The sequence below is a fragment of the Pantoea sp. AN62 genome (assembly GCF_050432985.1).
In the GTDB taxonomy this organism is placed as follows: Bacteria; Pseudomonadota; Gammaproteobacteria; order Enterobacterales; family Enterobacteriaceae; genus Pantoea; species Pantoea brenneri.
Map to the genome: position 1 here is coordinate 397,725 of NZ_JBNPYB010000001.1, position 26,274 is coordinate 423,998.

Here is a 26,274-nt window from a genome sequence, read left to right on the forward strand (position 1 = left end):
GATGATGAAAAGGAGTGCGTCGCGAGTATGCCACAAAACCAGCAAGGATTTTCAATTAAAGTCCTGACGATCAATACACACAAGGGTTTCGCCCCTTTTAATCGCCGCTTCATCCTGCCGGAATTGCGTGACGCTGTACGCGCCACTTCGGCGGATGTGGTATTTCTGCAGGAGGTGATGGGCACCCACGCCATCCATCCTCTGCACCATGAAAACTGGCCTGACTCACCACACTATGAGTTTCTCGCTGACACCATGTGGAACGATTACGCCTACGGACGCAACGCGGTCTATCCGGAGGGCCACCACGGCAATGCCGTGCTGTCGCGCTTTCCGATCAGCGAATATGAAAACCGGGATATTTCGGTCGCGGGCAGTGAAAACCGCGGCATGCTGCATTGTCAGATCGCCCTGCCCGAGCCCCATGGCACCCTGCATGTGATCTGCGTGCATCTGGGACTGAAAGAGTCGCATCGCCATGCACAGATGAAAATGCTGTGCGATATGGTCTCTTCGCTGCCGGCCGATGCGCCGGTGGTGGTGGCCGGCGATTTCAACGACTGGCAGCGACGCGCCAACCAGATTTTAAAGCAGGGTGCAGGTCTGAAAGAGGTATTTAGCATGAAAACCGGACGCCCGGCGCGCACTTTCCCGGCGCGCTTTCCGATTCTGCGGCTCGACCGCATCTATGTCCGCAACGCCACGGTCAGTCATCCGTGGACGCTGCCGCGTAAACCCTGGTCGCATCTCTCCGATCATGCGCCGCTAGCCGTGGAGATTCACCTATGAATTTTCACTGGCAAGAAGGTAACAAGCTGCGCCTGCTGGAGAATGGCGAGGAGTTTTTCCCGCGGGTCTTCGGGGCGATTCAGCGCGCCGAACGCACCGTGCTGCTGGAAACGTTCATTCTGTTTGAAGATGAGGTCGGTAACGCGCTGCATCGCGAACTGCTGGCCGCAGCACAGCGCGGTGTGCGGGTAGAAGTGATGGTTGACGGCTACGGCTCGCCCGATCTCTCCGATAAGTTCGTCAACAGCCTGACCGGCGCCGGGGTGCGTTTTATCTATTACGATCCGCGCCCGCTGGTGATGGGAATGCGCACCAACGTTTTCCGCCGCCTGCATCGTAAAACCGTGGTGGTGGATGAGGTGGTCGCCTTCGTTGGCGGGATCAACTTCTCGGCTGAGCACAACAGTGACTATGGTCCGGAAGCCAAGCAGGATTACGCGGTGCAGGTCAAAGGTCCGGTGGTCGGTGATATTGCCCGCTATCTGCAACAGGCGATCGGCAGCGAACAGGCTACCCGCCGCTGGTGGGGATCGCGATCGCATCGCCCGGCGGTCAACGCCACGCCGGGCGACGCTCAGGTGCTCTATGTCTATCGCGATAACGACGACCACCGTGACGACATCGAAATGCACTATCTGGAGATGCTGCGCGAGGCCAAACGGGATGTGATTATCGCCAACGCCTACTTCTTCCCCGGCTACCGGTTGCTGCGTGAAATGCGCAATGCGGCCCAGCGCGGGGTGCGCGTCAGGCTGATTGTGCAGGGCGAACCCGATATGCCGATTGTTAAAGTCGGGGCTGAACTGCTCTACAACTATCTGGTCGATGCCGGGGTGGAGGTCTACGAATATTGCCGTCGTCCGCTGCACGGCAAGGTGGCGGTGAAGGACGATCACTGGGCGACCGTCGGCTCCAGTAATCTCGATCCGCTCAGCCTGTCGCTTAACCTCGAAGCTAACCTGATTATCCACGACCGCCAGTTTAACCAGACCTTACGCGACAACCTTGAAGCGTTGCTGGCCAGAGATTGCCAGCGGGTACAGGACGACCGCCTGCCGCCGCGTAACTGGTGGCAACTGAGTAAGAGCGTGGTGGTGTTCCACTTCCTGCGTCACTTCCCGGCCATCGCGGGCTGGTTACCTGCCCACACGCCGCTGCTGGCGCAGGTCGATCCGCCAGTTCAACCGGAAATGGAGACACAAGATCGCGTTGAAGCCGATAACGAAGGAGCGAAACCCTGATGGCGAAAAAGCATCCACGCTGGCAACTGGCGAAAAAAATCCTCACCGTGCTGTTCTTCATTGCGGTCATTGTGCTGCTGGTGGTCTATGCGCGGAAGGTGAACTGGGAAGATGTCTATGATGTGATCGTCAACTACAACCGGTTTGTGGTGCTGACCGCCGCCGCCCTGGTGGTGATCAGTTACCTGGTTTATGGCTGTTACGATTTGATTGGCCGCGCCTACTGCGGCCACAAGCTGGCGAAACGTCAGGTAATGCTGGTCTCATTTATCTGTTACGCCTTCAACCTGACGCTAAGTACCTGGGTCGGCGGCGTGGCGATGCGTTACCGGCTCTATTCACGCCTGGGCCTCGACAGCGGCACCATAACCCGCATCTTTTCGCTGAGTATTGCCACCAACTGGCTGGGTTACATCCTGCTGGCTGGCGTGGTATTCAGCGCCGGCATGGTGTCGATCCCCAGCGGCTGGTTTATTGGTGAAACCACCCTGCGGCTGATTGGCGTGCTGTTGCTGGTGCTGGTGGCGGTCTTCCTGTGGGCCTGCGCCTTCTCAAAACGTCGCCGCTGGACGGTGAAAGGTCAGACGCTACAGCTGCCTTCGCTGCGAATGGCGCTGTTTCAGTTTGCCGTTTCCTGCGCCAACTGGATGGTGATGGGCACGATTATCTGGCTGTTGCTGGGACGCGACGTCGGCTATCCGATGGTGCTGGGGGTGTTGCTGATCAGCAGTATCGCCGGGGTGATTATTCATATTCCGGCCGGGATTGGGGTACTGGAAGCGGTGTTCCTGGCGCTGCTCAGCGGACAGCATACGTCGCACGGCGCCATTATTGCCGCCCTGCTGGCCTATCGCGTGCTCTACTTTATTTTACCGCTGCTGCTGGCGCTGGTGCTCTATCTGGTACTGGAGAGTCGGGCCAAACATCTGCGGCATAAAAACGAGCAGAAGCTTCAGAAGTCCCAGTGAAATGAAACAGGGAAAGGCGCAACCTGAGCGCCTTTCCCTGCTTTCAGAGATAACCTTAACGACGGTTGCCGAAAATGCGCAGCAGCATCAGGAACAGGTTAATAAAGTCCAGATAGAGGGTTAATGCCCCCATAATCGAGTAACGACGCAGGTTCTCTGTATCGCGCGCGTCAATCTGCTCGCCAATATTCTTCAGCTTCTGGGTGTCATAAGCGGTTAAGCCGACAAACACCACCACGCCGATATAGGTAATGGCCCACATCAGCGCCGGACTTTTCAGCCAGAAATTCACCAGCGACGCCAGCACGATGCCGATCAGCGCCATAAACAGCAGGCTGCCAAAGCGGCTCAGGTCACGTTTGGTGGTGTAGCCATAAAAACTCATCGCACCAAACATACCGGCGGTGACGAAGAAGGTGCTGGCAATCGACGAATAGGTGTAGACCAGAAAAATACTCGCCATGGTGACGCCAGTCAGCGCCGAATAGAGCATAAACAACCCGGTGGCGACCGCGCCGCTCAGGCGATGTACCATGCCGGAGAGGAAGAAGACCAGCGCCAGCTGCGCGATAATCAGCCCAAAGAAGGTGATACGGTTAGCAAACACCAGCTCCATTACCGCTGGAGTCCGCGCGGCAAACCAGGAGACAAACGCTGTCAGTAACAGACCGCAGGTCATCCAGCCATACACCTGGGACATATAGGCTTGCAGCCCACGTGACGCAGGTTGAACAATTGAGTCATTTTGTGGATATCGGTCCATGATGCACCTCTTGTTGAACGGATTAGGACGAGCTCCGCGCACGGAGCCTGACTAAGTGTGGCACAGCCCGACTCAACTGCGCCACAACATCACCGCTAACGACGTGACAGACACTGCTGATAGCGGCTATCGACCCGCTGAGCGAACCAGGCGGTGGTCAGATTGCGGGTAATTTTCGGGCTTTCCAGCTTGATGCCCGGCAGCATTTCACGCGGCAGTCGGCGACCCGCCATTTTATCGGCCAGGGTGAATACCTGCCGCCACAGCGTGCTGTCGCTGAACTCCGCCTTCTCCCCTTTCTCAAGATCGCGGCGGATCTCGCTGTCGCTCATATCAATCTGCTTCGCCAGGGTGCGTACCGCCAGCTCGGTGCTGCCTGCCTTCTCGCTGCCGTAAAGAATCAGATCGCCATCCAGCGTCAGCTTCATGCCGGTCGCCCGCGCCACTGCGGCCTGGAATGCGGCATTGCGGCTGGCATACCAGCCGGCGTTGAAGTCGGCAAAACGGTAAAGCGGCTGGCTGTAATCAGCCGGATAGCCCAGCAGATGCAGGGTTCCGAAGTAGATCCCGCCGTGACGGGTAAAGACTTCGCGGCGGATTGAGCCATCAATCGGCCACGGATAGCCTTTGGCATGGGCTTCCGCAAAGGCGATGCTGACCTGCATCGGCCCGCCGGTATGGATCGGATTAAGATTGCCAAACAGCGTCTGTCCCATCGGCACCATATCGATTAAGTCATCAAAAATATCGCTCAGTTCCTTCTCGCTGCGCACCTTATCCAGACGGGCGGCGTAGCTCTCGCCGTTCGATGATTTAATCATCAGCGCGGTACGTACCACAAATGCCGGCACGTGTACCTTCGCTGCCCGGCGATTAATCTCGCCCCAGGCAATTTTGGGCAGGCCCGGCACGGCGGCTTCGGCGCTGAAATTGGTCTCCTGATCCGCCACTGCAATCACCGCACACAGGTTGCTGGTGCTCGGGTCGAGCTGCTGGGTGCGAAAAGAGGTGTAGATGTCGTCAGCCCAGTCCGCTTTATTGCTGACGTGGGCCGGCAACAGCCGCTGGATTTGCGCTTTGACATCGGCGGGCTGCCGGACCGGCGCCTCGGGCGTTTTCTTGCTGCTACAACCTGCCAGCACCAGCGCGGCGACCAGCGTCAGACGTTGCAGACTTGGGGTAAATGACATACCTGTCCTCGGAATCAATCAAAGCTCTACTCTACCATTGCCGCCATTTTACAGGCAGGTCTGATTTTCTGAACTAAGGTTACCTTTTTTACCGTTAAAGGAATTTACGATGTTAAAACTCTGGCCGATCGCGGCGCTCAGCCTGCTGTTAGCGGGATGCGGTGCCAATAACTCCCCTGCAAAAGTACAGTCGCCGGGTGCCCCTACCTCTTCGTCACTCAAACTGCTGGAAACCGGCGCTGAGGTGATGCAGTCCCGTCCTCCGATCGACGCCATCAATACCTATCTCGACGGCTTCCATTTTTATAACGGCGATCAGAACGGTCAGATGGAGGCGCACCACTATGTGACGGTGCTGAATGAGGATGTGATGCAGGCGGTGATTTATGACGGCAATACCCGCGATGCGCGCCTGATGGGCGTGGAGTACATTATCAGCGAGCGGCTGTATAAAACCCTGCCGCCGGAAGAGAAAAAGCTGTGGCACAGCCATCAGTACGAAGTGAAATCAGGCACGCTGATCGCGCCCGGCTTACCGGAAGCCGCCGATCACGCGCTGATGAAGCGCATCGTTAATACCTACGGCAAGACCTGGCACACCTGGCATACCGATCGCGACAAGACCCTGCCAATCGGCATTCCGGCCCTGATGATGGGCTTTACCGCTGACGGGCAGATGGATTCACGCCTGCTGGCCGATCGCGACCGGCGCTTTGATGTCGACAGTAAGAAAATTCGTGCTCAGCGGGCGGATATTGTGGCGCATCCGGCCGAACCGGGGGCCAATGCCTGGCAACAGGGCGAGGTGATTCAGCTGCAGCGCACCCACGGCGGCGGTGAACACAGCCACGGCCAGACCCATTTCGGCCCGGCCGAGCAGTTAAAACAGCCTTAATCCCAGCGCTGCGCCGCCTGGCGATCGCTGTCGCGGGCATCGACCCAGCGATCGCCGTCGGCGGTCGCTTCGCGCTTCCAGAACGGCGCGCGGGTTTTCAGGTAATCCATAATGAACTCCGCGGCAGAAAATGCGCTGCCGCGGTGTGCGCTGGTGACGCCCACCAGCACAATTTCATCACCAGGAAACAGTTCGCCGGTGCGGTGGATCACCGTGACGCGCTGCAGCGGCCAGCGCTGGCGGGCGGCATCAACAATCTCCTGCAATGCTTTTTCGGTCATGCCAGGATAGTGTTCCAGCGTCAGTGCCGCGACGTGCGCGCCGAGGTTATGGTTACGCACTTTGCCGGTAAAAGTCACCACTGCGCCATCTTCGTCACAGGCGGCCAGCCAGCGATAAGCTTCAGCCATATCAAACGGCGCCGGGCCGACACGAATCTGCGTCTCCATCTTAGCCTCCGGTCACTGGCGGGAAAAAGGCCACTTCATCGCCGTCGCGTAGCGGATGACTCATCGGCACCAGCGTCTGATTGACCGCCGCCAGCAGCTTGCCGGACTCGAGCGCTAACGCCCAGCGATCGCCCTGCCCGGCCAGCGCAGCACGCAGGGCAGCCACATCCGGATAGGCGGTAGCGATCTCCAGCGAGGCGCTGCCGACCAGCTCACGTACCTGGGCAAAAAACAGCACCTTAATCATCAGACACCGCCTGAAAATCACCGCTTTTGCCGCCGCTTTTGCTGATTAAGCGCAACTGGTCGATGACGATATCTTTCTGTACCGCTTTGCACATGTCGTAGATGGTCAGGGCCGCCACCGAGGCCGCCGTCAGCGCTTCCATCTCAACGCCGGTTTTGCCGGTCAGACGGCACAGCGAGGTGATGCGTACCCGATTGTGTTCCGGCTCGGCCAGCAGATTCACTTCCACTTTGCTCAGCATCAGCGGATGGCAGAGTGGGATCAGTTCCCAGGTCCGTTTGGCGGCCTGGATACCGGCAATGCGCGCCGTGGCGAACACATCGCCTTTGTGGTGACTGCCCTCGATGATCATCTGCAGCGTGTCAGGCTGCATCAGCACCAGCACCTCCGCCCGCGCTTCGCGTACGGTTTCCGCTTTGGCGGAGACATCCACCATATGCGCTTCGCCAGCAGCATTAATGTGTGTGAGTTGCGACATACTTACCGTTTCTTCAGATGTGAGACAAAGTTGCAGGGACGGGTGCGCGCATCCAGCTGATCGGCAATAATCCGCTCCCAGGCGCTGCGGCAGGCATTGGTGGAGCCCGGCACCGCAAAAATTAAGGTCTGGTTCGCCATCCCGGCGATGGCGCGCGACTGCAAGGTCGAGCCGCCAATCTCCTCATAGGAGATCATCCGGAACAGTTCGCCAAAGCCGGCGATCTCGCGATCAAACAGCGGCAGCAGGGCTTCCGGCGTGCTGTTTTTCAGGTTAAATCCGGTACCGCCGTTAATGATCACGACCTGCACATCGTCACTGGCGATCCAGCGCGATACGGTGGCGCGAATGCGATAGAGATTATCCGGCACGATGGCGTGATCAACCACCTCGTGCCCCGCCTCAAGGGCGGCACCGCGCAGATAGTCGCCGGAGCTATCCTCGCTGGCATCGCGGCGATCTGACACGGTCATTACCGCAATCTGTAACGCCTGAAATTCGCTGACTGGTTTGCCCATAACGCCTCCTGAAATTAACCGCCAATGTAAGAAAGATTTTGCGTGATACCGGTGTTGCCCTGATGCAGAAAATGGGTCTGCTTTTTCTGCCCGAGGCTACTGGCAATGCGCGCCTGCAGTTCCGCTTGCTGATCGTCAGAGGCCAGCAGATCCCGCAGCGGTACGCCACCGTCGCCAAACAGGCAGAGATGCAGATTGCCCTGCGCCGAGACGCGCAGACGGTTGCAGCTGGCACAAAAATCTTTGGCATAGGGCATTATCAGGCCGATCTCACCGACATAATCGGGATGGTAAAACACCTGGGCCGGACCGTCGCTGCGGCCGCTCTCCCGCCGCTGCCAGCCCTGCGCAATCAGCTGGTCACGGATCACCGTGCCGGAGACGTGCTGCTGGCGAAACAGCGTTCCGCCGTCACCGGTTTCCATCAGTTCGATGAAGCGCAGCTGAATCGGTCGGGTACGGATCCAGTCGAGGAAGGTCGCCAGATTACGGCTATTGAGATCGCGCATCAGCACGCTGTTGACTTTCACCTGCTGAAATCCGGCGTCAAAGGCAGCGTCGATGCCCGCCATCACCTGATGGAATTTATCCTGACCGGTAATGGCGTGGAACTGACGGGCATCGAGGCTATCAACGCTGACGTTGAGCGCGGTTAATCCCGCCTCGCGCCACTGCTTCACGTCGCGAGCCAGCCGGTAACCGTTGGTGGTGACGGCGATATGGCGCACCGAGGGGTTCTCACGCACCGCCGCGATGATGTCGGTAAAATCGCGGCGCAGCGATGGCTCACCGCCGGTCAGCCGCACTTTTTCCGTGCCCGCTGCGGCGAAAGCCCGCGTGACACGACGGATTTCATCCAGAGAGAGAAAGCTTTTGTTGCGAATGCCGTGCGGCTTGTAGCCATCGGGCAGACAGTAGGTACAGCGGAAGTTACACACATCCGTGACCGACAGGCGCAGGTAATAGAACTTACGCGCGTATGCATCAGTAAATTGTGACACCAGAACACCTTTCCAGATTGGGAGATGCAGTCATTTCTTTCTGCACCCTGGTAGCTCAATGGCTACGGCCTGACTCCCCTATCCGCAGACGTAGGCAATCAGGCTAGAGTGTACGCTGATCCGTTGATCAGCGCGGTTAATCAAGATGGTAGCGCGATTTCCGCGACTCTTCCATTCGCTGTTTTCGCTATATATTCTGATACATATCGAATTTTCACCGCATTTTAGCGACAGGATACGTTAAAATGCGCTTCAGATTTTGACGCAAGTCATCCGCGCGGGTTTAGCGTTTAGAGCGACGTCACGCGAGACGATGTTAAGGAGAAGTATGAATCGCACACTGGCCGATCTCGATCGCGTGGTGGCCCTGGGTGGCGGACATGGCTTAGGCCGCGTGATGTCTGCCCTGTCGCCGCTCGGCTCACGCCTTACCGGCATTGTAACCACCACCGATAACGGCGGTTCAACCGGCCGCATTCGCCGCTCAGAAGGCGGCATCGCCTGGGGCGATATGCGCAACTGTCTCAACCAGCTGATCGCCGAACCGAGCGTGGCCTCAGCGATGTTTGAGTATCGCTTTGCCGGTAACGGGGAGCTGGCCGGACACAACCTCGGCAACCTGATGCTGAAAGCGCTCGATCACCTGAGCGTGCGTCCGCTGGAAGCGATCAACATCATTCGTAACCTGCTGAAGGTCGATGCCTTTTTGATTCCGATGTCGGAGCAACCGGTGGATCTGGTGGCGCTCGATGTGGAAGGCAATATGGTCTACGGTGAAACTGCAATTGATGAGATGAAGCAGCCGCCGCAGGAGATGATGTTGCATCCCAACGTCCAGCCGACGCGGGAAGCGCTGGATGCAATTGGCGAAGCGGATTTAATCCTGATCGGGCCAGGCAGTTTTTACACCAGCCTGATGCCGATTCTGCTGATGGAGGAGATGGCGCAGGCGCTGCGTCGGACGCCCGCCACCATGGTCTTTATCGGCAATCTGGGTCGCGAACTCAGCCCGGCAGCAGCCAGCCTGACGGTCGCCGATAAACTGGCAATGATGGAGCGCTACATTGGCAAACGGGTGATTGACGCGATTGTGGTCAGTCCCTCCGCCGACATCAGCCAGGTCGATAACCGGCTGATTGTGCGTGAGCCGCTGGAGGCCGCCGATATCAAATATCGTCACGACCGCCAGCTGCTGCGGGTCGCGCTGGAACACGCCATTCAGGGCTTTAGCTGAGTTACGAGGTGGCAATAAACAGCGTGCGCAGCTCATGCAGCTGATCGCGCACGCTGGCCGCCTGTTCGAACTCCAGGTTCTGCGCATGCTGCTGCATCTGCCCTTCCAGCTCGTGGATCTTTTTCTGCAGGGCCTGCGGCGACAGCGCCAGGTAATCCGCTTCAGCTTCGGCCGCGCCGCGACGTGCCGGTTTGGCTTTGCCACGGGTTTTCACCACGTTGTTGCCCAGTTCCAGAATATCGGTAATTTTCTTATTCAGGCCCTGCGGCACAATGCCGTTCTCTTCATTGTACTGCTGCTGCTTCTCGCGGCGGCGTTCAGTCTCTTCAATCGCCCGCGCCATCGACGGGGTAATTTTATCGCCGTAGAGAATTGCCTTGCCGTTAATGTTACGCGCCGCACGACCGATGGTCTGAATCAGTGAGCGTTCGGAACGCAGGAAACCCTCTTTATCCGCGTCCAGAATGGCCACCAGCGATACTTCCGGCATATCCAGCCCCTCACGCAGTAAGTTAATGCCCACCAGCACATCAAACTCACCCAGACGTAAATCGCGGATAATTTCCATGCGTTCAACGGTATCAATATCGGAGTGCAGGTAACGCACCTTCTCACCGTGCTCTTCCAGATATTCGGTCAGATCTTCCGCCATACGCTTGGTCAGCACCGTCACCAGCACACGTTCGTTGATCGCCACCCGCTGACGGATTTCCGACAGCAGATCGTCGACCTGGGTCGCCACCGGACGCACTTCGAGGATCGGGTCGAGCAGACCGGTAGGACGCACCACCTGGTCGATCACTTCGCTGCCCGATTTTTCCAGCTCATATTTACCCGGCGTGGCTGACACGTAGATAGTCTGGGGCGCCAGCGCCTCAAACTCTTCAAACTTCATCGGACGGTTATCCAGTGCCGACGGCAAACGGAAACCGTACTCTACCAGCGTCTCTTTACGCGCCCGGTCGCCTTTATACATCCCGCCAATCTGCGGGATGGTGACGTGCGATTCGTCGACCACCAGCAAGCCATCGGCTGGCAGATAGTCAAACAGCGTCGGTGGCGCTTCACCCGGTCCGCGCCCGGAAAGATAGCGCGAATAGTTTTCGATGCCGGAGCAGTAGCCCAGCTCGCCCATCATCTCCAGATCGAACTGAGTACGCTGGGTAATACGCTGCTCTTCCAGCAGCTTATTATTTTCCAGCAGTACCCTGCGGCGATCCGCCAGTTCCACCTTGATATCTTCCATCGCCTGCAGAATGCGCTCACGCGGCGTCACGTAGTGCGTTTTCGGGTAGATGGTGAAACGCGGCACTACCGAATCGATCTGGCCGGTGAGCGGGTCAAACAGCGACAGGCGCTCTACCTCTTCGTCGAACAGCTCAACGCGCAGGGCGATATCGTCCGATTCGGCTGGGAAGATGTCGATCACTTCGCCGCGCACCCGGAACGTACCGCGCTGGAACGCCTGATCGTTGCGGGTGTACTGCAGCTCTGACAGACGGCGCAGAATGCTGCGCTGGTCGATAATCATGCCGCGGGTCAGGTGCAGCATCATTTTCAGGTAGAGATCGGGATCGCCCAGACCGTAGATCGCCGAGACCGAGGCGACCACAATCACGTCACGCCGCTCCAGCAGCGCTTTGGTCGCCGACAAACGCATCTGCTCAATGTGTTCGTTAACCGAGGCGTCCTTTTCGATAAAGGTGTCGGAACTCGGCACATAGGCTTCCGGCTGGTAGTAGTCGTAGTAAGAGACGAAAAACTCAACCGCGTTATCCGGGAAGAACTCCTTCATTTCACCGTACAACTGCGCCGCCAGCGTTTTGTTGGGCGCCAGTACCATGGTTGGACGGTTGAGATCGGCAATCACGTTGGCGACGGTGAAGGTTTTCCCCGAGCCGGTTACGCCTAATAAGGTCTGGTGGGCCAGTCCATCTTCCAGCCCCTCCTCCAGACGACGAATCGCCTCTGGCTGATCGCCAGAAGGTTTGAAAGCGGAATTCAATTTAAAGGCTTTACTCATGAATGCAGTTCCTGCTGAAGAAGTCGGCGGGCAGGCCACTATTTTACTCTGCTATGGTGATTTTGCCAGAAAATAATACTGGATATAAAAACAGTATTAAGGCAGAGTAATCGCCACTGTCGGGATACTTTTTCGCCGTCGATTGCCGCTTGCTTTATCGCGCAGGTTGTTGCGCAAGGTTATCCCCAGGCGGAGATCGGATTTAACATTTGTCAATAGACCGTCACAAAATTACAGTTCGATGAACTGACAGATAATTCGCAGGCTTGTTTTTTAATAACCAATTGATTTTACTGGTTTATGCCCAAAAGCCCAGATTCTCGACATTATGTAACCAGGCCGCGTATTTCCTCGCTTCCAACCTGTTTTCATTACCTAATGCACAAGGTTATCCACAGGAATGGTGGATAAGTGATGGCAGCCCCGCCGCCATCGGCTGTGTATAATTTTTCCCTGCCGCTCGGTTTCGCTAAAAATAATTTTTTTTCCGCTAATTTTAGCTGCCGTGGCTGACCCATTGTTCTGCTTTTTTTACCGGTTGCCTTCTTTAACCCGCGTCTTTGCCGCATCTGTTGCCCATTCCTAATCAGAATCGCTGCCTCATCATTGTACGTCTGCACCAGAAACGCCGCCCGCTGGCACTGCAAAAGTGCAGTAATGTTATCACCGGCAGAAATTGATAAGCATTGCTCATCTTTTAGCGCCACAGACCCGCGCTGCTGGCTGAAAAATGGTTGCTGCGGAATCTGGCCTGGGAATTGCAAGAATCCGTGGCGTCAACGCGCAACGCGCGCACTGTACTGCAATGGTGAGCGTGCCATTGCTGATAACTTGTTTGCCAGACGACACAGAGCGGAAGCATTCAGGCTAATGATCGGGAAGGAGAGTGTCAGATGCTGAGTTTACGTTCGGTAAATCAATTTTACGGTCAAAATCATATTCTGTGGGATGTCGATCTCGATCTGTCGCCTGGCACCTGCACCGGCGTTCTCGGCCGGCCCGGGATGGGGAAAACCACCCTGGTGAACTGCATCATGGGCAGGCTGCCGATTAACAGCGGATCGATCTCCTGGAAAGAGGATGGCTCACCGCCCGCCGACCTGCTGCTACAGCCGGCGGAGCAGCGGTCGCAGATGGGTATTGGCTACGTGCCGCAGGGCCGCCATATTTTTACCCAGATGAGCGTGGAAGATAATTTGCTGATCGCCCTGCTGGCCGGAGCAAATCAGGCTGACCGCCACCGCGCCATCCCCGAAATGGTGTTTGACCTTTTCCCGGCGCTCTATTCGTTACGGCAGCAGCGCAGCGGCGATCTGCCCATCGATCAGCAACAGCAGCTGGCCCTGGCGCGGGCGCTGGTGTTACAGCCTAAGCTGCTGATTCTGGATGAGCCAACCGACGGTATGTCACCGTGGCTGGAGGAGGAGATGGGTAATCTGATTCGCCGCCTGAATCTCGACTACGGCCTGACCATCCTGCTGCTGGAGCAGCGACTGTCGCTGATACGCCGCGTGGCCGACTATTTTCTGCTGTTGCATCGCGGGCGTAACGTGGCGCAGGGCAAAATGGCGCAGCTGGATGACCACACCGTCAACAAATGGCTGACGGTGGCCTGAGGTTTGTTAGTCCGGTAAGGTCAGATACTGGCCGCAGCTGTCCTGCTGCGCCGCTTCGGTCAGATACGGAATGGTGCCGAGACAGGGCGCGGGCAGTCGCTGCTGCAGGCTGGTGAGATATTCCTGATAACGGTTACCGGGCGGCACCACGGTGTTGGCGATCCAGCCAGCCAGTCGCAGCCCACGCGCCCGTACCGCATCCGCGGTCAGCATGGCGTGATTGATGCAGCCCAGCTTGACGCCAACCACTAAAATGACCGGCAGCTGTTCACTGCTGACCCAGTCGGCGTAGGTGTGCGTGGCGGATAACGGGGTGTACCAGCCGCCCGCCCCTTCGACCAGAATCCAGTCAGCCAGCGGCTCCAGCGCCGCCAGTCCCGATGACATGGTCAGCGAAGTGATCGGCCTGCCCTCTTCGGCACTGACGATGTGCGGCGACGTGGGTTCGAGGAACGCCAGCGGATTGACCTGCTGATAGTCTAACGGCACGCTGCTGTAACGCTGCAGCGCCAGCGCGTCACTGTTGCGTAGCCCCTGCGCTGTCATCTCACAGCCGGAGGCGACAGGCTTGTAGCCGGCGCAGCGATAACCCGCGGCCCGGGCCGCCTGTAACAGCGCGCCACTGGCGACCGTTTTACCGACTTCGGTGTCGGTGCCGGTGATAAACCAGCGCTTCATGATGAACTTACTCCATAGATTAAATGATAACTGAGGCGGAAACCGTGCCGATCGCGCGGCCAGTGCGCTTCCAGCTGTGCCAGCCGTTGCCGGGTCAGCAGCGGACCGTCACGCCCCTGATGCAGATGGGTGGCGCCAATCCCTTTCAGGGAACGCATAGCGCTGAGCGCATCGGGAAAATGCAGGGTAATCAGCGCTGACTCACAGCTCAGCCGGTGGGCTGCGCAGGCTGACGCGATCTGCTGTTCGCTGAGAAACCGGTTGGCGTGAGGATGTTCGTCAAGATACGACCAGGCCTGATGCACTTCCTGCAATGAACCGGCGCTCAGGGTCGAGAACAGCAGCGTGCCGTCGGGACGCAGCACCCGTCTGAACTGGCTCAGCGCCTGCGACAGATCGTCGCTCCACTGCACCGCTAGGTTGCTCCATACCAGATCAAAACCGGCATCCGCCAGCGGCAGAGCATCGATATCCCCGGCCAGGTAGTGCTGCGCCGCATCATTGGCGCGCGCCTGTTGCAGCATCTGCGGTGAAAGATCCAGTGCCGTCACCTGCTTACCACGCGCCCGCCATTGCTTGCTGTACCAGCCGGTGCCGCAACCGGCATCGAGCAGCTGCGGACCACTGTGCGCGGGGGCGCGAGCCAGCAGCGCGTCACCGCTCAGCCGCTGCAGGGCAGCATGTGCATCATAATGCCCGGCCGCCCGGCCAAAGGCCCGCGCCACGGCGCGCTTATCAACCTGCAGCGTCATGCAGCGCCTCCAGCAGAATGTCGATGTCGTCCGGCTGATGCGCCGCCGTCAGGGTAATACGCAGCCGGGCGGTGCCTGGCGGGACGGTTGGCGGCCGGATCGCACTGACCCAGCAGCCAGCGTCCGCCAGCCGGGCTGAGAGCGCCATCGCTTCCGCATTGCCGCCAACAATTAATGGCTGAATCGCGCTGGCGGAATCCATCAGTTGCCAGGGCAGCGTGGCCGCGCCGCGCCGGAAGCGCTGAATATTTTGCTGCAACCGCTGACGCAACTCATCGCCCTGCCGGACCTGGCCGAGGGACGCCTGCAGCGCCGACGCCTGGGCGGCGGGCATGGCGGTCGAGTAGATCAGATGACGGCTGAACTGCAGGAAATAGTCGGCGGTTTGTGCGTCGCACAGCAGCGCGGCTCCGCTGACGCCAAAGGCTTTGCCAAAGGTGACCACCAGCAACTCAGGCTTGATTCCCTGCTGCCAGCAACTGCCGCGCCCCTGCTCGCCCACCACGCCGATACCGTGCGCATCGTCTACCAGCAGCCAGGCCCCGGCCTGCCGGGTCTGGGTCGCTATCGCCGCCAGCGGCGCACTGTCGCCATCCATGCTGAAAATGCCTTCGGTTACCACCAGCGTTTCACCGCTGCAGGGCGAGGACAGCCGCGCCGCCAGACTCGCCGGACTGTTGTGCGTGAAACGGCGCAGCTGCGCCGGACTGTGGCTGGCGGCATCCAGCAGCGAAGCGTGGGTTAACTTATCCGCCAGGATGCGATCGTCAGCCTCTGCCAGCAGATGGATCACCGCCTGGTTCGCCGCAAAACCAGAGATAAACAGCAGCGCCCGGTCATAGCCGAGCCAGTCAGCCAGCTGCGCTTCCAGCTCCGCATGCTGCCGGTGATAACCGGTGACGTGACCGGATGCACCGGCCCCGGCTCCCGCCTGCTCTGCGCCGCGCTGCCAGCCGGCAATCACCGCCGGATGCTGCGTTAAACCGAGGTAGTCGTTGCTGGAAAAATGGCGATAGGTCCGTCCGCCACTCTGCAACGTGCGGGTGGTCTGGTGATCGATCACCGGTCGCTGCCGCCAGCCATCGGCCGCCCGCCGCTGCACGAGCGCCTGCTGCAGTCGTTGCTGCCAGCTCATTACAGCGCCGCGTTATAGAACTGTTCAGTGTCAGCGTGCATCAGCTGCTCGCTGAGCTGCTGCTGCTGTTGCTGATCGCCGTGGTCGGTATGGCTGTGCTGCGGATTCAGGCCCAGCTTACGGAACAGCACCCGATCTTTATCCTCTTCCGGGTTCGGCGTAGTCAGCAGTTTGCAGCCGTAGAAAATCGAGTTAGCACCGGCCATAAAGCACATCGCCTGGGTCTGCTCGCTCATCTGCTCACGGCCCGCCGACAGCCGGACGTGCGAGGTCGGCATCATGATGCGCGCCACCGCGATGGTGCGGATAAAATCGAACGGCTCCACGTCATCGTTATCCGCCAGCGGCGTCCCTTTGACCTTCACCAGCATGTTGATCGGCACGCTTTCCGGCGGCGTCGGCAGATTGGCTAACTGCACCAGCAGGCCGGCGCGATCGTTGACCGTTTCCCCCAGTCCGACAATGCCGCCAGAGCAGACTTTAATGCCGGCGTCACGCACTTTGCCCAGCGTATCAAGCCGTTCCTGATAGCTGCGGGTGGTGATGATACTGCCGTAAAATTCCGGCGAGGTATCGAGGTTGTGGTTATAAAAATCGAGGCCCGCGCCAGCCAGTCGCTGCGCCTGCTGGTCGCTAAGCGTACCCAGCGTCATACAGGTTTCCATCCCCATCGCCTTGACCCCTTCAACCATTTTTTCCAGGTAAGGCATGTCGCGGTCATGCGGGTTTTTCCAGGCGGCGCCCATGCAGAAACGACTCGATCCGGCCGCTTTGGCCTGCCGGGCCGAGGCCAGTACCTCTTCGACCTCCATCAGACGTTCCGATTCCAGACCGGTTTTGTAGCGCGCACTCTGCGGGCAGTATTTGCAGTCTTCCGGGCAGGCACCGGTTTTGATCGACAACAGGGTGCTGACCTGCACCTGGCGCGGATCGAAGTGCTGACGGTGCACCCGCTGCGCTTCAAACATCAGTTCAAGAAAAGGTTGATCAAACAGGGCCTGTGCCTGTGCGACTGTCCAGCGTTGTGCCATTGCGTGCTCCAAAAAAAGGGTGTCATCCCGACGATTAACGTGGTTATACTTGTAAACTATATTTTTTTATTTTGGTTTACAACTCCGGTTTACGATGCCCATGTTCACGCCTGAAGACGCCCGCTTTGATCGCCAGCACATCTGGCATCCCTACACCTCAATGCAGGACCCCCTGCCCTGTTACCCGGTGGTTGCCGCACACGGTTTCCAGCTGCAACTGGCCGATGGCCGTGAGCTGGTCGACGGCATGTCCTCGTGGTGGGCGGCGATCCACGGCTATAACCATCCGCGACTGAACCGGGCGTTGACCCAGCAGATGACGCAGATGTCCCACGTGATGTTTGGCGGCATAACCCATCCCGCTGCCGTGGCGCTCTGCCGTCAGCTACTGACCATGACGCCCGCGGCGCTGGAGTGCGTATTCCTCGCCGATTCCGGCTCGGTCGCAGTGGAAGTGTCGATGAAGATGGCGCTGCAATACTGGCTGGGGCGCGGAGAGGTCCGTCAGCAATTCCTGACGCTGAAGCGCGGCTATCACGGCGATACGTTTGCGGCGATGTCGGTGTGCGATCCGGATAATTCGATGCACAGCCTGTGGCGCGGTTACCTGCCTGAACATCACTTTGCCGAGGCTCCGGCCTGTGGTTTTGACGACCGATGGGATGAGCGCGACTTCGACGATTTTGCCCGCCTGCTGGAGCAACATCATCAGCAGCTGGCCGCGGTGATTCTGGAGCCAATAGTTCAGGGCGCAGGCGGGATGCGTTTCTACCATCCGCGCTATCTGCAGCGGGTGCGTGAAGCGTGCGATCGCTACGGCCTGTTACTGATTGCCGATGAGATCGCCAGCGGCTTTGGCCGCACCGGCAAACTGTTTGCCTGTGAACATGCCGCTATCACGCCCGATATTATGTGCGTTGGCAAAGCGCTGACCGGCGGGACCCTGACGCTGGCGGCCACCCTGACCACCCGTGAGGTGGCGGACACCATCAGCCGCAGTCCGGCCGGCTGTTTTATGCACGGCCCGACCTTTATGGGCAATCCGCTGGCCTGCGCGGTGGCGGTCGAAAGTCTGACGATGCTGGCTGAAGGCGAGTGGCAAGGTCAGGTGGCCGCTATCGAACAGCAGTTGCGGGCGGAGCTGTTGCCGCTGCGCAGTGCGCCGCAGGTAGCGGATGTGCGGGTGCTGGGCGCGATTGGCGTGGTCGAGACCCATCAGGCGGTCAACATGGCGGCGCTGCAGCAGTTCTTCGTCGAGCAGGGCGTGTGGATCCGCCCGTTTGGCCGGCTGATCTATCTGATGCCGCCGTACATCATCACGCCGCAGGCGCTGAGCAAACTGGTGCAGGCGATTGGGGCAGCGCTTGAGCATTCTTCACATTTTGCCGACTGAAGCGGGCTAAGCGCTGGAACTGCCTGCGCGTTTGGTTATGATGACAGGCTATTCATCGACACGTGAGGAGAGGCAATGCGCGTTTATAGTCAGGATTTTAACGACGGCGATAAGATGCCTGAGAAGCATGTTTTCAACGGCATGGGCTATCAGGGCGAGAACATCTCTCCCCATCTGGCCTGGGAAGCGGCCCCGGAAGGCACCAAAAGTTTTGTGGTGACCTGCTACGATCCCGACGCGCCAACCGGCTCCGGCTGGTGGCACTGGCTGGTTGCCAATATTCCGGCCAGCACTACCTCTCTGCCGCAGGGCGCGGGTTCCGGCAAAGCCGAACTGCCATCAGGAGCGCTACAGACCCGCACTGATTTTGGTCAGGCTGGCTATGGCGGCGCGGCACCGCCGCAGGGCGAAACCCATCGCTACATTTTCACCGTGCATGCGCTGGATGTGGAAAAGATTGAGGTGGATGAGGGCGCGAGTGGCGCAATGGTTGGCTTTAACGTCCATTTTCACGCGCTGGCGAGCGCGTCACTGACCGTGAACTATCAGTAATCCCGCCACGCCTCCCCGTCCGGGGAGGCGTGCGAAACTGCGTTATGCCTGCAGCTGATGCACAACAACCCACATCGGTCCCTGTCCAACCGCATAACGTCCCAGCGGTTGTAACAGCCCTTGCGGTTCCGTAATGCGATAGACCTCGATGTGATGAGACTTCTGCCCCGCCGCCACCAGATACTGCCCGCTGTGATCGATATTAAAGCCGCGCGGCTGGGTCTCGGTCGGCTGGAAACCTTGCAGAGTCAGCTGGTCACCCTGTTCGCTGACGCTGAACACCGCCAGCGTGCTGCTGGTGCGGTCACAGGCGTAGAGGAAACGGCCATCCGGCGTCAGATGAATATCTGCTGCCCAGCGGGTACCGCTGAAATCAGGTGGCATCATATCCAGCGTCTGCACGCTTGCCACGTTGCCCTCATTTAACGCCCAGACGTCGACCGTGCTGTCGAGTTCATTCACACAGTAGGCGTAACGACCGTTCGGATGGAACTGCATGTGGCGCGGACCGGCGCCTTCGACGGTGGTGACCTGCGCCTGCGGACGCGGCGTCAGCTGGCCATCATCGCCCAGCGCAAACAGGCAAATGCGGTCCTGCTTCAGGGCCGGCACGTAGAGCGTCTGATTGTGGTTATCAATATTGGCTGAGTGGCACCCTTCCAGCCCGTGGATCACCTGCAGCGGTGCCTGTGGCACGCCATCCTCACCAATCGGGCTGACGCTGACGCAGGCGTCATTGTAGGAGCCGCAGAACAGGAATTTACCGCTGCGATCGGTGGAGATATGGGTCGGGCTGCCGGGCAGCGGCGCCTGTCCGGCTTCGGTCAGGGTGCCATCAGCCGCGATGCGAAACGCCAGCACGCGAAAATTGGGGCGCACGCCGACATAGAGAAAATCGCGGTTCGGACTCACCACCATTGGCTGAACCTGGCCAGCGACATCGGTCACCTGAAGCAACGTCAGCGCACCCTCTTCATTCATCTGCCAGACATGGATCTGCTGGCTCTCGGGACTGGCGGTGTAGACAACTTGTTTCATGCATTCTCCTTTTTGGCTGCCTGATGATGATCTGTGAGTCACTGTAGCGCGTTTTAGCCATGCTGGAATCATTTGTGCCCGGTTTTTTGTCTCACAAGGGCAGTCAGGTGTAGACTTGAGGCTTCGCTAACCTACCCCAACGGAAGGATTAATGAGCTACCGTGTCATTGCCCTCGATCTCGACGGCACGCTGTTAACACCCGCAAAAACCATTCTGCCGCAGTCGGTCGAGGCGCTGAAGAAGGCGCGTCAGGCGGGCATTCACGTCGCTATCGTGACCGGACGCCATCACTGCGCCATCCATCCTTTTTATCAGGCGTTAGAACTCGATACGCCAGCTATCTGCTGTAACGGTACCTATTTGTATGATTATCAGAACAAAAAGGTGCTGGCGGCCGATCCGCTTGATAGCCAACTGGCGCTGAAGGTGATTGAGATGCTGGATCAGCAGGGGATTCATGGGCTGCTGTATGTCGATGATGCCATGCTGTATCAGACCCCGACCGGCCATGTTACCCGCACCCTCAACTGGGCCGAATCGCTGCCACCGCACCAGCGTCCGCTGTTCAGACAGGTGCCTGATTTAGCCGACGCAGCGCGCGAAGCGGGCGCCATCTGGAAATTCGCCCTGTCGCATCCCAACATTCCTGAGTTGCAGCAGTTTGCCAGCCGGGTCGAGGCGGAACTGGGCCTGGCCTGCGAATGGTCGTGGCACGATCAGGTCGATATCGCTAAAGGCGGCAACAGCAAAGGCAAGCGGCTGGCGCAGTGGGTCGACTCGCTGGGACTGAGCATGTCAGATGTGATCGCATTCGGGGATAACTACAACGACCTCAGCATGCTGGAAACCGCCGGTCTGGGTGTGGCGATGGGCAATGCCGATGAGGCGATTAAAGCGCGCGCCAAAAAAGTGATCGGCACCAACCTCGAAACCGGCATTGCTGAGACGCTCTATCAGTACGTGCTGTAATCAGGGCGTGACCGAGACGCTTTTAATCTGGGCATAGAGCCACTGATCCGGCCGAATGCCCAGTTCATCACGCGCCCACGGCGTAATGCGCGCCCGGCATTGACCCGATGAAGAGGGTCTGTTTCATTTAATGCGTTGAGAAGCAAAAAGCAAATTTTAACGCAGGGATAAAACAATAGATAACGCAACATGACTCTGAGGAGGGTCTGTATACATCAAAGCCTTTTTTAATCTTTTATAAAATGAGCGCTGCACTTTATTATTCATTCTTAACTTTTCAAAACCTGGCATTGATATAAACCAATATGACATAAACAATCATTAAAGCTGACTCCAGCATTGATGACGAAAAAGATATCAAAAAAACAGTGCTGCCATAAGAGTGATATAAAGCTATTTGATATCAGGCCGCTCACCATTTTCAATCAAACAACGCTAAAGCTTATCTTTCACCTGCCGATAACCCTTATTTATCTGTAGGTATGAGATATGTTTAAAAAAATATTTAACAAGGCTCTGCTTTTATTATCATTGATGCTCACGGGTTGTACATCGTTACAGGTTGGTCATTTAACCCGCTATGCCAGTGATGTGCATTATTATTCTTTCCTGGATGGCTCAATCGTTGCTCCCTACGCACCTAAAGTTTACCCCATGAAAGTTCCGGACGACCTCTCCTTTGTACAATTTGTCGTTGATCTGGGCTACGACTATGTTGCGCTTCCCTTTATCTATACAGATAGTCGAATCACGGAAAACACCGCCCCCTTTTATGAATTTCTGGAGTGGTCTAAACAACCCTTTATTCAGCGTCAGGAAACAAAGCAAAAGGTCATTGGTGGACGTTACAACGATATTCTGGAATACGGTGAAGAGAATGATCTGAAAACACAAGAGCCAGTATTTTTAGTCGTGCGTCATTTTGGATATTTCTTCCGTGATGCCGTATTTGCACTGACCGTACCTGAAGTCGAAAATCTTTTATCAGAAGTATATAGTGTTAAATACTGCAAAGAACATGGATTGAAGTTATAGCCGATTCTGGAACATATAGCGCTATTGACCACGCTGCTCTGCCACCCGAATCAAACGCTTCTTTGATTGATGCATAGTGATGTCATCAAGGCCAGCCAAACAGAAGCACGGTGAAAGCCATTTTATAGGGCGTTGCCCTGAACCACAGAAAGTGTTGCAGAATCCCTCTGGTAACGGTTCAGGGCCACCAACAGGCTTCACATTTTAATTTTGCTTAAACTTCCGGGAGATATCACCCTTCCTGACAGGGAATTGAATATCAATACTCATCAGATTATTGATGTCGGCTTTCCACTTCTTCTCTTCACGACAACCAGTGACGAAAGCAAGAACCCACGCTCTCTGTTCAGAGGTGTCAGAAGCCTACTCAATAAAACATTCGAAACAAGGCAGAAAAAAAGAGACCCATTAAATAATTTCATTAAAAAATAACGCATTATCAGGACCTTTAGTCATCAGGGCGTGACCGAGACGCTTTTAATCTGGGCATAGAGCCACTGGTCCGGTCGAATGCCCAGCTCATCACGCGCCCACGGCGTAATGCGCGCCCACAGTTCACTGATGCCGATGCGTAGCTTCACTTCCACCTGATCCCCGACCTCCACCAGCTCCACCACCTGCGCAGGCAGGATATTGCGGATAGAGGTGTTGTGCGGCGGTTGCAGCGCCAGCGAGACATCGGCCGAAGCAATACGGATCCGCAGTGGCGTTTTAAGCGGCTGATTAACCCGGCTGACCCAGATGTGCTGGTCACCCAGCGACAGCGCGGTCATTGGATAGTCGGGATGCTGCTCCAGCACCTGTACCCGCAGCACGCTGCTCAGCTCACTGACCGGCAGCCATGGCCGCATCGCGCTGCTGCTCCAGACCCGCTCCAGCGGACCAAACGCTTTGACTTTACCGCTATCCAGCACCAGCACGTTATCCGCCAGATGCAGGATCTCCTCGAGGCTGTGCGAAACATAGAGCATCGGGATATCCACCTGCTTCGCCAGCTTTTGCAGGTAAGGCATCAGCTCGCGTTTGCGCGGTAAATCCAGCGAGGCCAGCGGCTCATCCAGCAACAGCATATCCGGCGCGGTCAGTAATGCCCGGCCAATGGCCACCCGCTGCTTTTCCCCGCCCGACAGCGACAGCGGAAAACGCGACAACAATCCTTCAAGACCCAGCAGGGAGACCAGGGTATCGAACTGGGTTTTCATCTCAGGCGCCATGCCATATTGCAGGTTGCCGCGCACCCGATAGTGCGGGAACAGCCGGGCATCCTGAAAGACATAGCCAATCCGACGCTTTTCCGGCGGCAGGGAAATCTGCTGCTCTGCGTCAAACAGCAGACGATCGTGCAACTGAATCCGGCCACGCTGTGGCTGCGTCAGTCCACTGATGGCGTTGATCAGCGAGGTTTTACCGGCACCGGAGACGCCGAAAATAGCGGTGATCCCTTTGGCCGGTATCTGCAGGTCGATCGCCAGCTGATGATCGCCCTGTTGCTGGACAAAATTGAGTGACAGCATCAGGCCCCCATTCGCTTACGACCGAGACGGGCCAGCCATTCTGACGCCAGCAGCGACGCCAGCGCCAGCACAATGGCAATCACACACAGCCGGGCGGCTGCGCCTTCCGCACCGGGCGTTTCAATCAGGCTGTACATTGCCAGCGGAATGGTGCGCGTCTCGCCGGGAATATTAGAAACAAAGGTAATGGTGGCACCGAACTCCCCCAGCGAGCGGGCGAAGGCCAGCACGGTACCGACGATCACGCCCGGCAGAGTCAGCGGCAGCGTAATGGTGAAGAATACCCGCCAGCGACCCGCCCCCAGAGTGCGGGCGGCCTGTTCCAGCCGGATATCAACCGCCTCCAGCGCCAGCCGGATGGCTCGCACCATCAGCGGAAACGCGATCACCGCCGACGCCAGCGCCGCGCCGCGCCAGCTAAAAGCGAAGCTGAAGCCGAACCAGTCGTAGAGTTTTTCACCGATGATGCCGCGCCGTCCCAGGCCGATCAGCAGCAGATAGCCGACCACCACCGGCGGCAGCACCAGCGGCAGATGAATCAGGCTGTCGAGCAGCGCTTTGCCAGGAAAGCGGCAGCGCACCAGAATCCAGGCCATCAGGATGCCGAAAGGCAGACTGCCAGCTACGGCAATGCCAGAGACTTTCAGGCTAAGCAGAACCGCCTGCCATTCGGGATCGCTGAGTATCATTTGGTTGGTGTGAATCCGTAATGTTTAAACACGACCGCCGCTTGCGGCCCTTTCAGGTAATCATAAAAAGCGTTAACGGCGGCATTATCACGATCTTTAACGATCGCCATCGGATATTCCACCGGTTTGTGGCTGGAGGCCGGGAACCGTCCCACCACCTGCACCCGCTCACTGGCGACCGCATCTGAACCGTAAACAATGCCATACGGCGTTTCGTTGCGCTCCACCAGCGCCAGCGCGGCCCGCACATTATTTGCCGGAGCCAGCGACGGTTCAACCGTCTGCCAGGCGCCCAGCTTCTGTAGCGCCTCTTTGGCGTAAATGCCGGCCGGGACGTGATCCGGATCGCCAACCGCCAGACGTTCACCGTGCAGCAGCGTTTTCCAGTCAGTCTGCGGGTTCAGTTCGACCCGCTTTGCCGATGCGCTGCGCGGCGCGACCAGCACCAAATCGTTACCCAGCAGGGTATAACGGCTGCGGTCGATGACGCTTTTTTTCGCCACCGCCTCATCCATCCACTGCTGATCGGCGGAGATAAACAGGTCGGCCGGTGCGCCCTGCTCAATCTGCCGTGCCAGCGTCGAGGAAGAAGCGAACGAAGCGACTACCGTCACCCCTTTTTCATGCTGATAACGGCTGCCGATTTCCTGCAGAGCGTTGGTCAGTGACGCCGCCGCAAAGACCGTAATTTTATCCGCTGCCACCGCCTGGCCTGCCAGGGAAGCTGTGACCAGCGCAGCTATTCCCCAGCGATAGTGTGTTAAAGACATGATGTTCTCCGGTTATTCGTTGTGTAGCGAATGATACAACGCCCTTTCCGGCAGTGTCAGAAAATTATCGGCAGTTTTAGCAGAAGGATGAGCAGAAGTTTGCGCAGCGGCAGAAAGCACCACGCCCGCCTGATTAGCGAGCGTGGTCGGGGGGATTAGTTATGCGAACGGGCTGACGATTTTTCGCGATGGCCAAATTTTGAGATGACGTTAAAGACTTCACCCAGGCCATAGATCAGACCCAGCATGATTGCCATCACGATAGGGACCATAATGATAGCCACGGCGAGGCTTTTAAGTAATTCCAGCATGGAGCGTCTCACTCTGTGAACAAAAAAGTGATTGTAACGGGTCAGCAAAAATTTGCGCAGCCCTTTTCGTGCTTTTACTTTGGCCCCGAAACGCCGCTATCATCGCGCAGATACGCCTTAACCCTTTGCCGGAGTCGCCATGCAAGCCGAACTTTCCCTCCATATTCGTTTACAGCAAAAACTGTTTGCCGATCCACGTCGTATCGAACTGCTGAAACGGGTACAGCAAACCGGCTCTATCAGTCAGGGCGCAAAGCTGGCGGGCATCAGTTACAAAAGCGCCTGGGATGCGATCAATGAGATGAACCAGCTGGCTGATGAGACGCTGGTGGCGCGCGCGACCGGCGGCAAAGGCGGCGGCGGTGCCACCCTGACGCGATACGGCGAGCGACTGATTCAGCTGTTTCACCTGATGGAGCAGATCCAGCAAAAAGCGTTTGATGCGCTGCAGCAGGACGCTCTGCCGCTCGACAGCCTGCTGGCCGCCATCGCCCGCTTTTCTTTACAGACCAGCGCCCGCAACCAGCTGTTTGGTACGGTGATCAGTAACGATTCGCAGCCGGTACTGCAACACCTGCAGGTGCTACTGGCTGACGGGGTGACCCAGCTTAAGGTCGCGCTGACGCAGCGCAGCGCCGATCGGCTGCAGCTGGCCGCCGGCAAAGAGGTGCTGGTGTTAATCAAAGCGCCATGGATTCAGGTGCGCCGTGACGCCGCAGACCACGATAATCAGCTGGCCGCCACCGTCAGCGCGATAGAACCCGGCGAGACGTTCAGCGAACTGTTAATGCAGTTGCCCAGCGGTGAAACCCTGTGCGCCACCCTGAGCAACGACGCGATACACCAGCAGGCGCTGCAGCCGGGCGACGCGGTGATAGCCAGTTTTAATGCTGACCAGGCGATCGTCGCGACCTTATTGTGATTTGCCCCGCCTGATTTGACTTCATCGCGTCCAGTGGTTACAACTCAGTAACACGATGCAAAAAATGGAACA

29 protein-coding genes, 1 pseudogene and 1 riboswitch are annotated in these 26,274 nt (G+C 57.8%); of the genes and pseudogenes, 11 read left to right on the plus strand and 19 right to left on the minus strand.

The window, feature by feature from the left end:
- Positions 1 to 27 precede the first annotated feature (27 nt).
- From FHW04_RS01895 to FHW04_RS01905, 3 genes are read left to right on the plus strand one after another with little or no spacing between them, the layout of a single operon-like run.
- Positions 28 to 789, plus strand: a complete 762-nt coding sequence (locus FHW04_RS01895; RefSeq protein ID WP_031377420.1) for an endonuclease/exonuclease/phosphatase family protein — start codon at positions 28 to 30, stop codon at positions 787 to 789.
- Positions 786 to 2,030 (plus strand): cardiolipin synthase ClsB, encoded by a 1,245-nt coding sequence (clsB, locus tag FHW04_RS01900; RefSeq protein WP_031377421.1) that lies wholly within the window; start codon positions 786 to 788, stop codon positions 2,028 to 2,030. Before FHW04_RS01895 ends, clsB begins: the two co-directional genes overlap by 4 nt.
- Positions 2,030 to 2,998, plus strand: a complete 969-nt coding sequence (locus FHW04_RS01905) for a lysylphosphatidylglycerol synthase domain-containing protein (protein WP_031377422.1) — start codon at positions 2,030 to 2,032, stop codon at positions 2,996 to 2,998. The genes clsB and FHW04_RS01905 overlap by 1 nt, the downstream gene beginning before the upstream one ends.
- Positions 2,999 to 3,053: 55 nt before the next feature.
- On the opposite strand, the gene FHW04_RS01910 is transcribed toward FHW04_RS01905, so the two are convergent.
- Positions 3,054 to 3,761, minus strand: coding sequence for a Bax inhibitor-1/YccA family protein (locus FHW04_RS01910; RefSeq protein WP_046288442.1), 708 nt, complete (start codon positions 3,759 to 3,761; stop codon positions 3,054 to 3,056).
- A 95-nt stretch (positions 3,762 to 3,856) separates the two neighbouring features.
- Positions 3,857 to 4,951 (minus strand): DUF1615 domain-containing protein, encoded by a 1,095-nt coding sequence (locus FHW04_RS01915; RefSeq protein ID WP_089561125.1) that lies wholly within the window; start codon positions 4,949 to 4,951, stop codon positions 3,857 to 3,859.
- Positions 4,952 to 5,060: 109 nt separating this feature from the next.
- Between FHW04_RS01915 and FHW04_RS01920 the strand changes: the two genes are divergently transcribed.
- On the plus strand, positions 5,061 to 5,846 hold the full coding sequence (locus FHW04_RS01920) for an OBAP family protein (protein WP_089561126.1): 786 nt from the start codon (positions 5,061 to 5,063) through the stop codon (positions 5,844 to 5,846).
- Here FHW04_RS01920 and moaE read toward each other — a convergent pair.
- The 5 genes from moaE to moaA form a co-directional block, all read right to left on the minus strand.
- Positions 5,843 to 6,295 (minus strand): molybdopterin synthase catalytic subunit MoaE, encoded by a 453-nt coding sequence (gene moaE / locus FHW04_RS01925; protein ID WP_031377425.1) that lies wholly within the window; start codon positions 6,293 to 6,295, stop codon positions 5,843 to 5,845. The genes FHW04_RS01920 and moaE overlap by 4 nt on opposite strands.
- Before the next feature lies 1 nt (position 6,296).
- Entirely contained in the window at positions 6,297 to 6,542 is a 246-nt protein-coding gene (moaD, locus tag FHW04_RS01930) for a molybdopterin synthase sulfur carrier subunit (protein ID WP_031377426.1), read from the minus strand.
- Entirely contained in the window at positions 6,535 to 7,020 is a 486-nt protein-coding gene (moaC, locus tag FHW04_RS01935; protein ID WP_031377427.1) for a cyclic pyranopterin monophosphate synthase MoaC, read from the minus strand. The genes moaD and moaC overlap by 8 nt, the downstream gene beginning before the upstream one ends.
- 2 nt (positions 7,021 to 7,022) lie before the next feature.
- Entirely contained in the window at positions 7,023 to 7,538 is a 516-nt protein-coding gene (moaB, locus tag FHW04_RS01940) for a molybdenum cofactor biosynthesis protein B (RefSeq protein ID WP_031377428.1), read from the minus strand.
- 14 nt (positions 7,539 to 7,552) lie between these two features.
- Complete coding sequence (moaA, locus tag FHW04_RS01945) at positions 7,553 to 8,539, minus strand: GTP 3',8-cyclase MoaA (protein ID WP_089561127.1); 987 nt, start codon at positions 8,537 to 8,539, stop codon at positions 7,553 to 7,555.
- A riboswitch (molybdenum cofactor riboswitch) is annotated at positions 8,529 to 8,662 on the minus strand. It overlaps the preceding gene by 11 nt.
- Before the next feature lie 205 nt (positions 8,663 to 8,867).
- On the opposite strand from moaA, the gene FHW04_RS01950 reads away from it, so the two are divergent.
- Positions 8,868 to 9,773: a gluconeogenesis factor YvcK family protein gene (locus FHW04_RS01950; RefSeq protein ID WP_031377430.1), complete on the plus strand. Its 906-nt coding sequence runs from the start codon at positions 8,868 to 8,870 to the stop codon at positions 9,771 to 9,773.
- A 1-nt stretch (position 9,774) separates the two neighbouring features.
- On the opposite strand, the gene uvrB is transcribed toward FHW04_RS01950, so the two are convergent.
- Entirely contained in the window at positions 9,775 to 11,796 is a 2,022-nt protein-coding gene (gene uvrB / locus FHW04_RS01955; RefSeq protein WP_031377431.1) for an excinuclease ABC subunit UvrB, read from the minus strand.
- 371 nt (positions 11,797 to 12,167) lie between these two features.
- A complete protein-coding gene (locus FHW04_RS01960; RefSeq protein ID WP_031377432.1) occupies positions 12,168 to 12,503 on the minus strand; it encodes a hypothetical protein in 336 nt (111 codons plus the stop codon).
- A 186-nt stretch (positions 12,504 to 12,689) separates the two neighbouring features.
- Here FHW04_RS01960 and FHW04_RS01965 point away from each other — a divergent pair, with 186 nt between their 5' ends.
- Positions 12,690 to 13,412, plus strand: coding sequence for an ABC transporter ATP-binding protein (locus tag FHW04_RS01965; protein ID WP_089561129.1), 723 nt, complete (start codon positions 12,690 to 12,692; stop codon positions 13,410 to 13,412).
- Between the two features lie 6 nt (positions 13,413 to 13,418).
- Here FHW04_RS01965 and bioD read toward each other — a convergent pair whose 3' ends face one another.
- From bioD to bioB, 4 genes are read right to left on the minus strand one after another with little or no spacing between them, the layout of a single operon-like run.
- Positions 13,419 to 14,090, minus strand: a complete 672-nt coding sequence (gene bioD / locus FHW04_RS01970; protein WP_046288444.1) for a dethiobiotin synthase — start codon at positions 14,088 to 14,090, stop codon at positions 13,419 to 13,421.
- The gene (gene bioC / locus FHW04_RS01975; protein WP_046288445.1) at positions 14,087 to 14,842 is read right to left on the minus strand and encodes a malonyl-ACP O-methyltransferase BioC; all 756 of its coding nucleotides are present in this window, start codon (positions 14,840 to 14,842) and stop codon (positions 14,087 to 14,089) included. Before bioC ends, bioD begins: the two co-directional genes overlap by 4 nt.
- Positions 14,826 to 15,977, minus strand: a complete 1,152-nt coding sequence (gene bioF, locus FHW04_RS01980) for an 8-amino-7-oxononanoate synthase (RefSeq protein WP_089561130.1) — start codon at positions 15,975 to 15,977, stop codon at positions 14,826 to 14,828. Before bioF ends, bioC begins: the two co-directional genes overlap by 17 nt.
- Positions 15,977 to 17,008: a biotin synthase BioB gene (gene bioB / locus FHW04_RS01985; protein ID WP_031376862.1), complete on the minus strand. Its 1,032-nt coding sequence runs from the start codon at positions 17,006 to 17,008 to the stop codon at positions 15,977 to 15,979. Before bioB ends, bioF begins: the two co-directional genes overlap by 1 nt.
- 100 nt (positions 17,009 to 17,108) lie before the next feature.
- On the opposite strand from bioB, the gene bioA reads away from it, so the two are divergent.
- Together bioA and FHW04_RS01995 are read left to right on the plus strand one after the other, a co-directional pair.
- Positions 17,109 to 18,401 carry an adenosylmethionine--8-amino-7-oxononanoate transaminase gene (bioA, locus tag FHW04_RS01990; RefSeq protein WP_089561131.1) on the plus strand — a complete coding sequence of 431 codons (1,293 nt, stop codon included), beginning with the start codon at positions 17,109 to 17,111 and terminating at the stop codon, positions 18,399 to 18,401.
- A 75-nt stretch (positions 18,402 to 18,476) separates the two neighbouring features.
- On the plus strand, positions 18,477 to 18,953 hold the full coding sequence (locus FHW04_RS01995; protein ID WP_031376860.1) for a kinase inhibitor: 477 nt from the start codon (positions 18,477 to 18,479) through the stop codon (positions 18,951 to 18,953).
- A gap of 42 nt (positions 18,954 to 18,995) precedes the next feature.
- Here the strand turns inward: FHW04_RS01995 and pgl are convergent, their stop codons facing one another.
- The gene (gene pgl / locus FHW04_RS02000; protein WP_031376859.1) at positions 18,996 to 19,991 is read right to left on the minus strand and encodes a 6-phosphogluconolactonase; all 996 of its coding nucleotides are present in this window, start codon (positions 19,989 to 19,991) and stop codon (positions 18,996 to 18,998) included.
- A 151-nt stretch (positions 19,992 to 20,142) separates the two neighbouring features.
- On the opposite strand from pgl, the gene FHW04_RS02005 reads away from it, so the two are divergent.
- Entirely contained in the window at positions 20,143 to 20,961 is an 819-nt protein-coding gene (locus tag FHW04_RS02005) for a pyridoxal phosphatase (protein ID WP_069728050.1), read from the plus strand.
- Here the strand turns inward: FHW04_RS02005 and FHW04_RS02010 are convergent.
- A pseudogene (locus FHW04_RS02010) lies at positions 20,962 to 21,054 on the minus strand (TOBE domain-containing protein); the annotation flags it as partial.
- Positions 21,055 to 21,450: 396 nt separating this feature from the next.
- On the opposite strand from FHW04_RS02010, the gene FHW04_RS02015 reads away from it, so the two are divergent.
- On the plus strand, positions 21,451 to 21,996 hold the full coding sequence (locus tag FHW04_RS02015) for a hypothetical protein (protein ID WP_031376844.1): 546 nt from the start codon (positions 21,451 to 21,453) through the stop codon (positions 21,994 to 21,996).
- A gap of 455 nt (positions 21,997 to 22,451) precedes the next feature.
- Here FHW04_RS02015 and modC read toward each other — a convergent pair whose 3' ends face one another.
- From modC to FHW04_RS02035, 4 genes are all read right to left on the minus strand, one after another.
- Complete coding sequence (modC, locus tag FHW04_RS02020) at positions 22,452 to 23,510, minus strand: molybdenum ABC transporter ATP-binding protein ModC (protein ID WP_031376843.1); 1,059 nt, start codon at positions 23,508 to 23,510, stop codon at positions 22,452 to 22,454.
- On the minus strand, positions 23,510 to 24,199 hold the full coding sequence (gene modB, locus FHW04_RS02025; RefSeq protein WP_031376842.1) for a molybdate ABC transporter permease subunit: 690 nt from the start codon (positions 24,197 to 24,199) through the stop codon (positions 23,510 to 23,512). Before modB ends, modC begins: the two co-directional genes overlap by 1 nt.
- Positions 24,196 to 24,969: a molybdate ABC transporter substrate-binding protein gene (gene modA / locus FHW04_RS02030; RefSeq protein ID WP_089561132.1), complete on the minus strand. Its 774-nt coding sequence runs from the start codon at positions 24,967 to 24,969 to the stop codon at positions 24,196 to 24,198. The genes modB and modA overlap by 4 nt, the downstream gene beginning before the upstream one ends.
- A gap of 155 nt (positions 24,970 to 25,124) precedes the next feature.
- Positions 25,125 to 25,280: an AcrZ family multidrug efflux pump-associated protein gene (locus tag FHW04_RS02035; RefSeq protein WP_031376840.1), complete on the minus strand. Its 156-nt coding sequence runs from the start codon at positions 25,278 to 25,280 to the stop codon at positions 25,125 to 25,127.
- A 139-nt stretch (positions 25,281 to 25,419) separates the two neighbouring features.
- On the opposite strand from FHW04_RS02035, the gene modE reads away from it, so the two are divergent.
- Complete coding sequence (gene modE / locus FHW04_RS02040; RefSeq protein ID WP_069728048.1) at positions 25,420 to 26,202, plus strand: molybdenum-dependent transcriptional regulator; 783 nt, start codon at positions 25,420 to 25,422, stop codon at positions 26,200 to 26,202.
- The last annotated feature ends 72 nt before the right edge of the window (positions 26,203 to 26,274 follow it).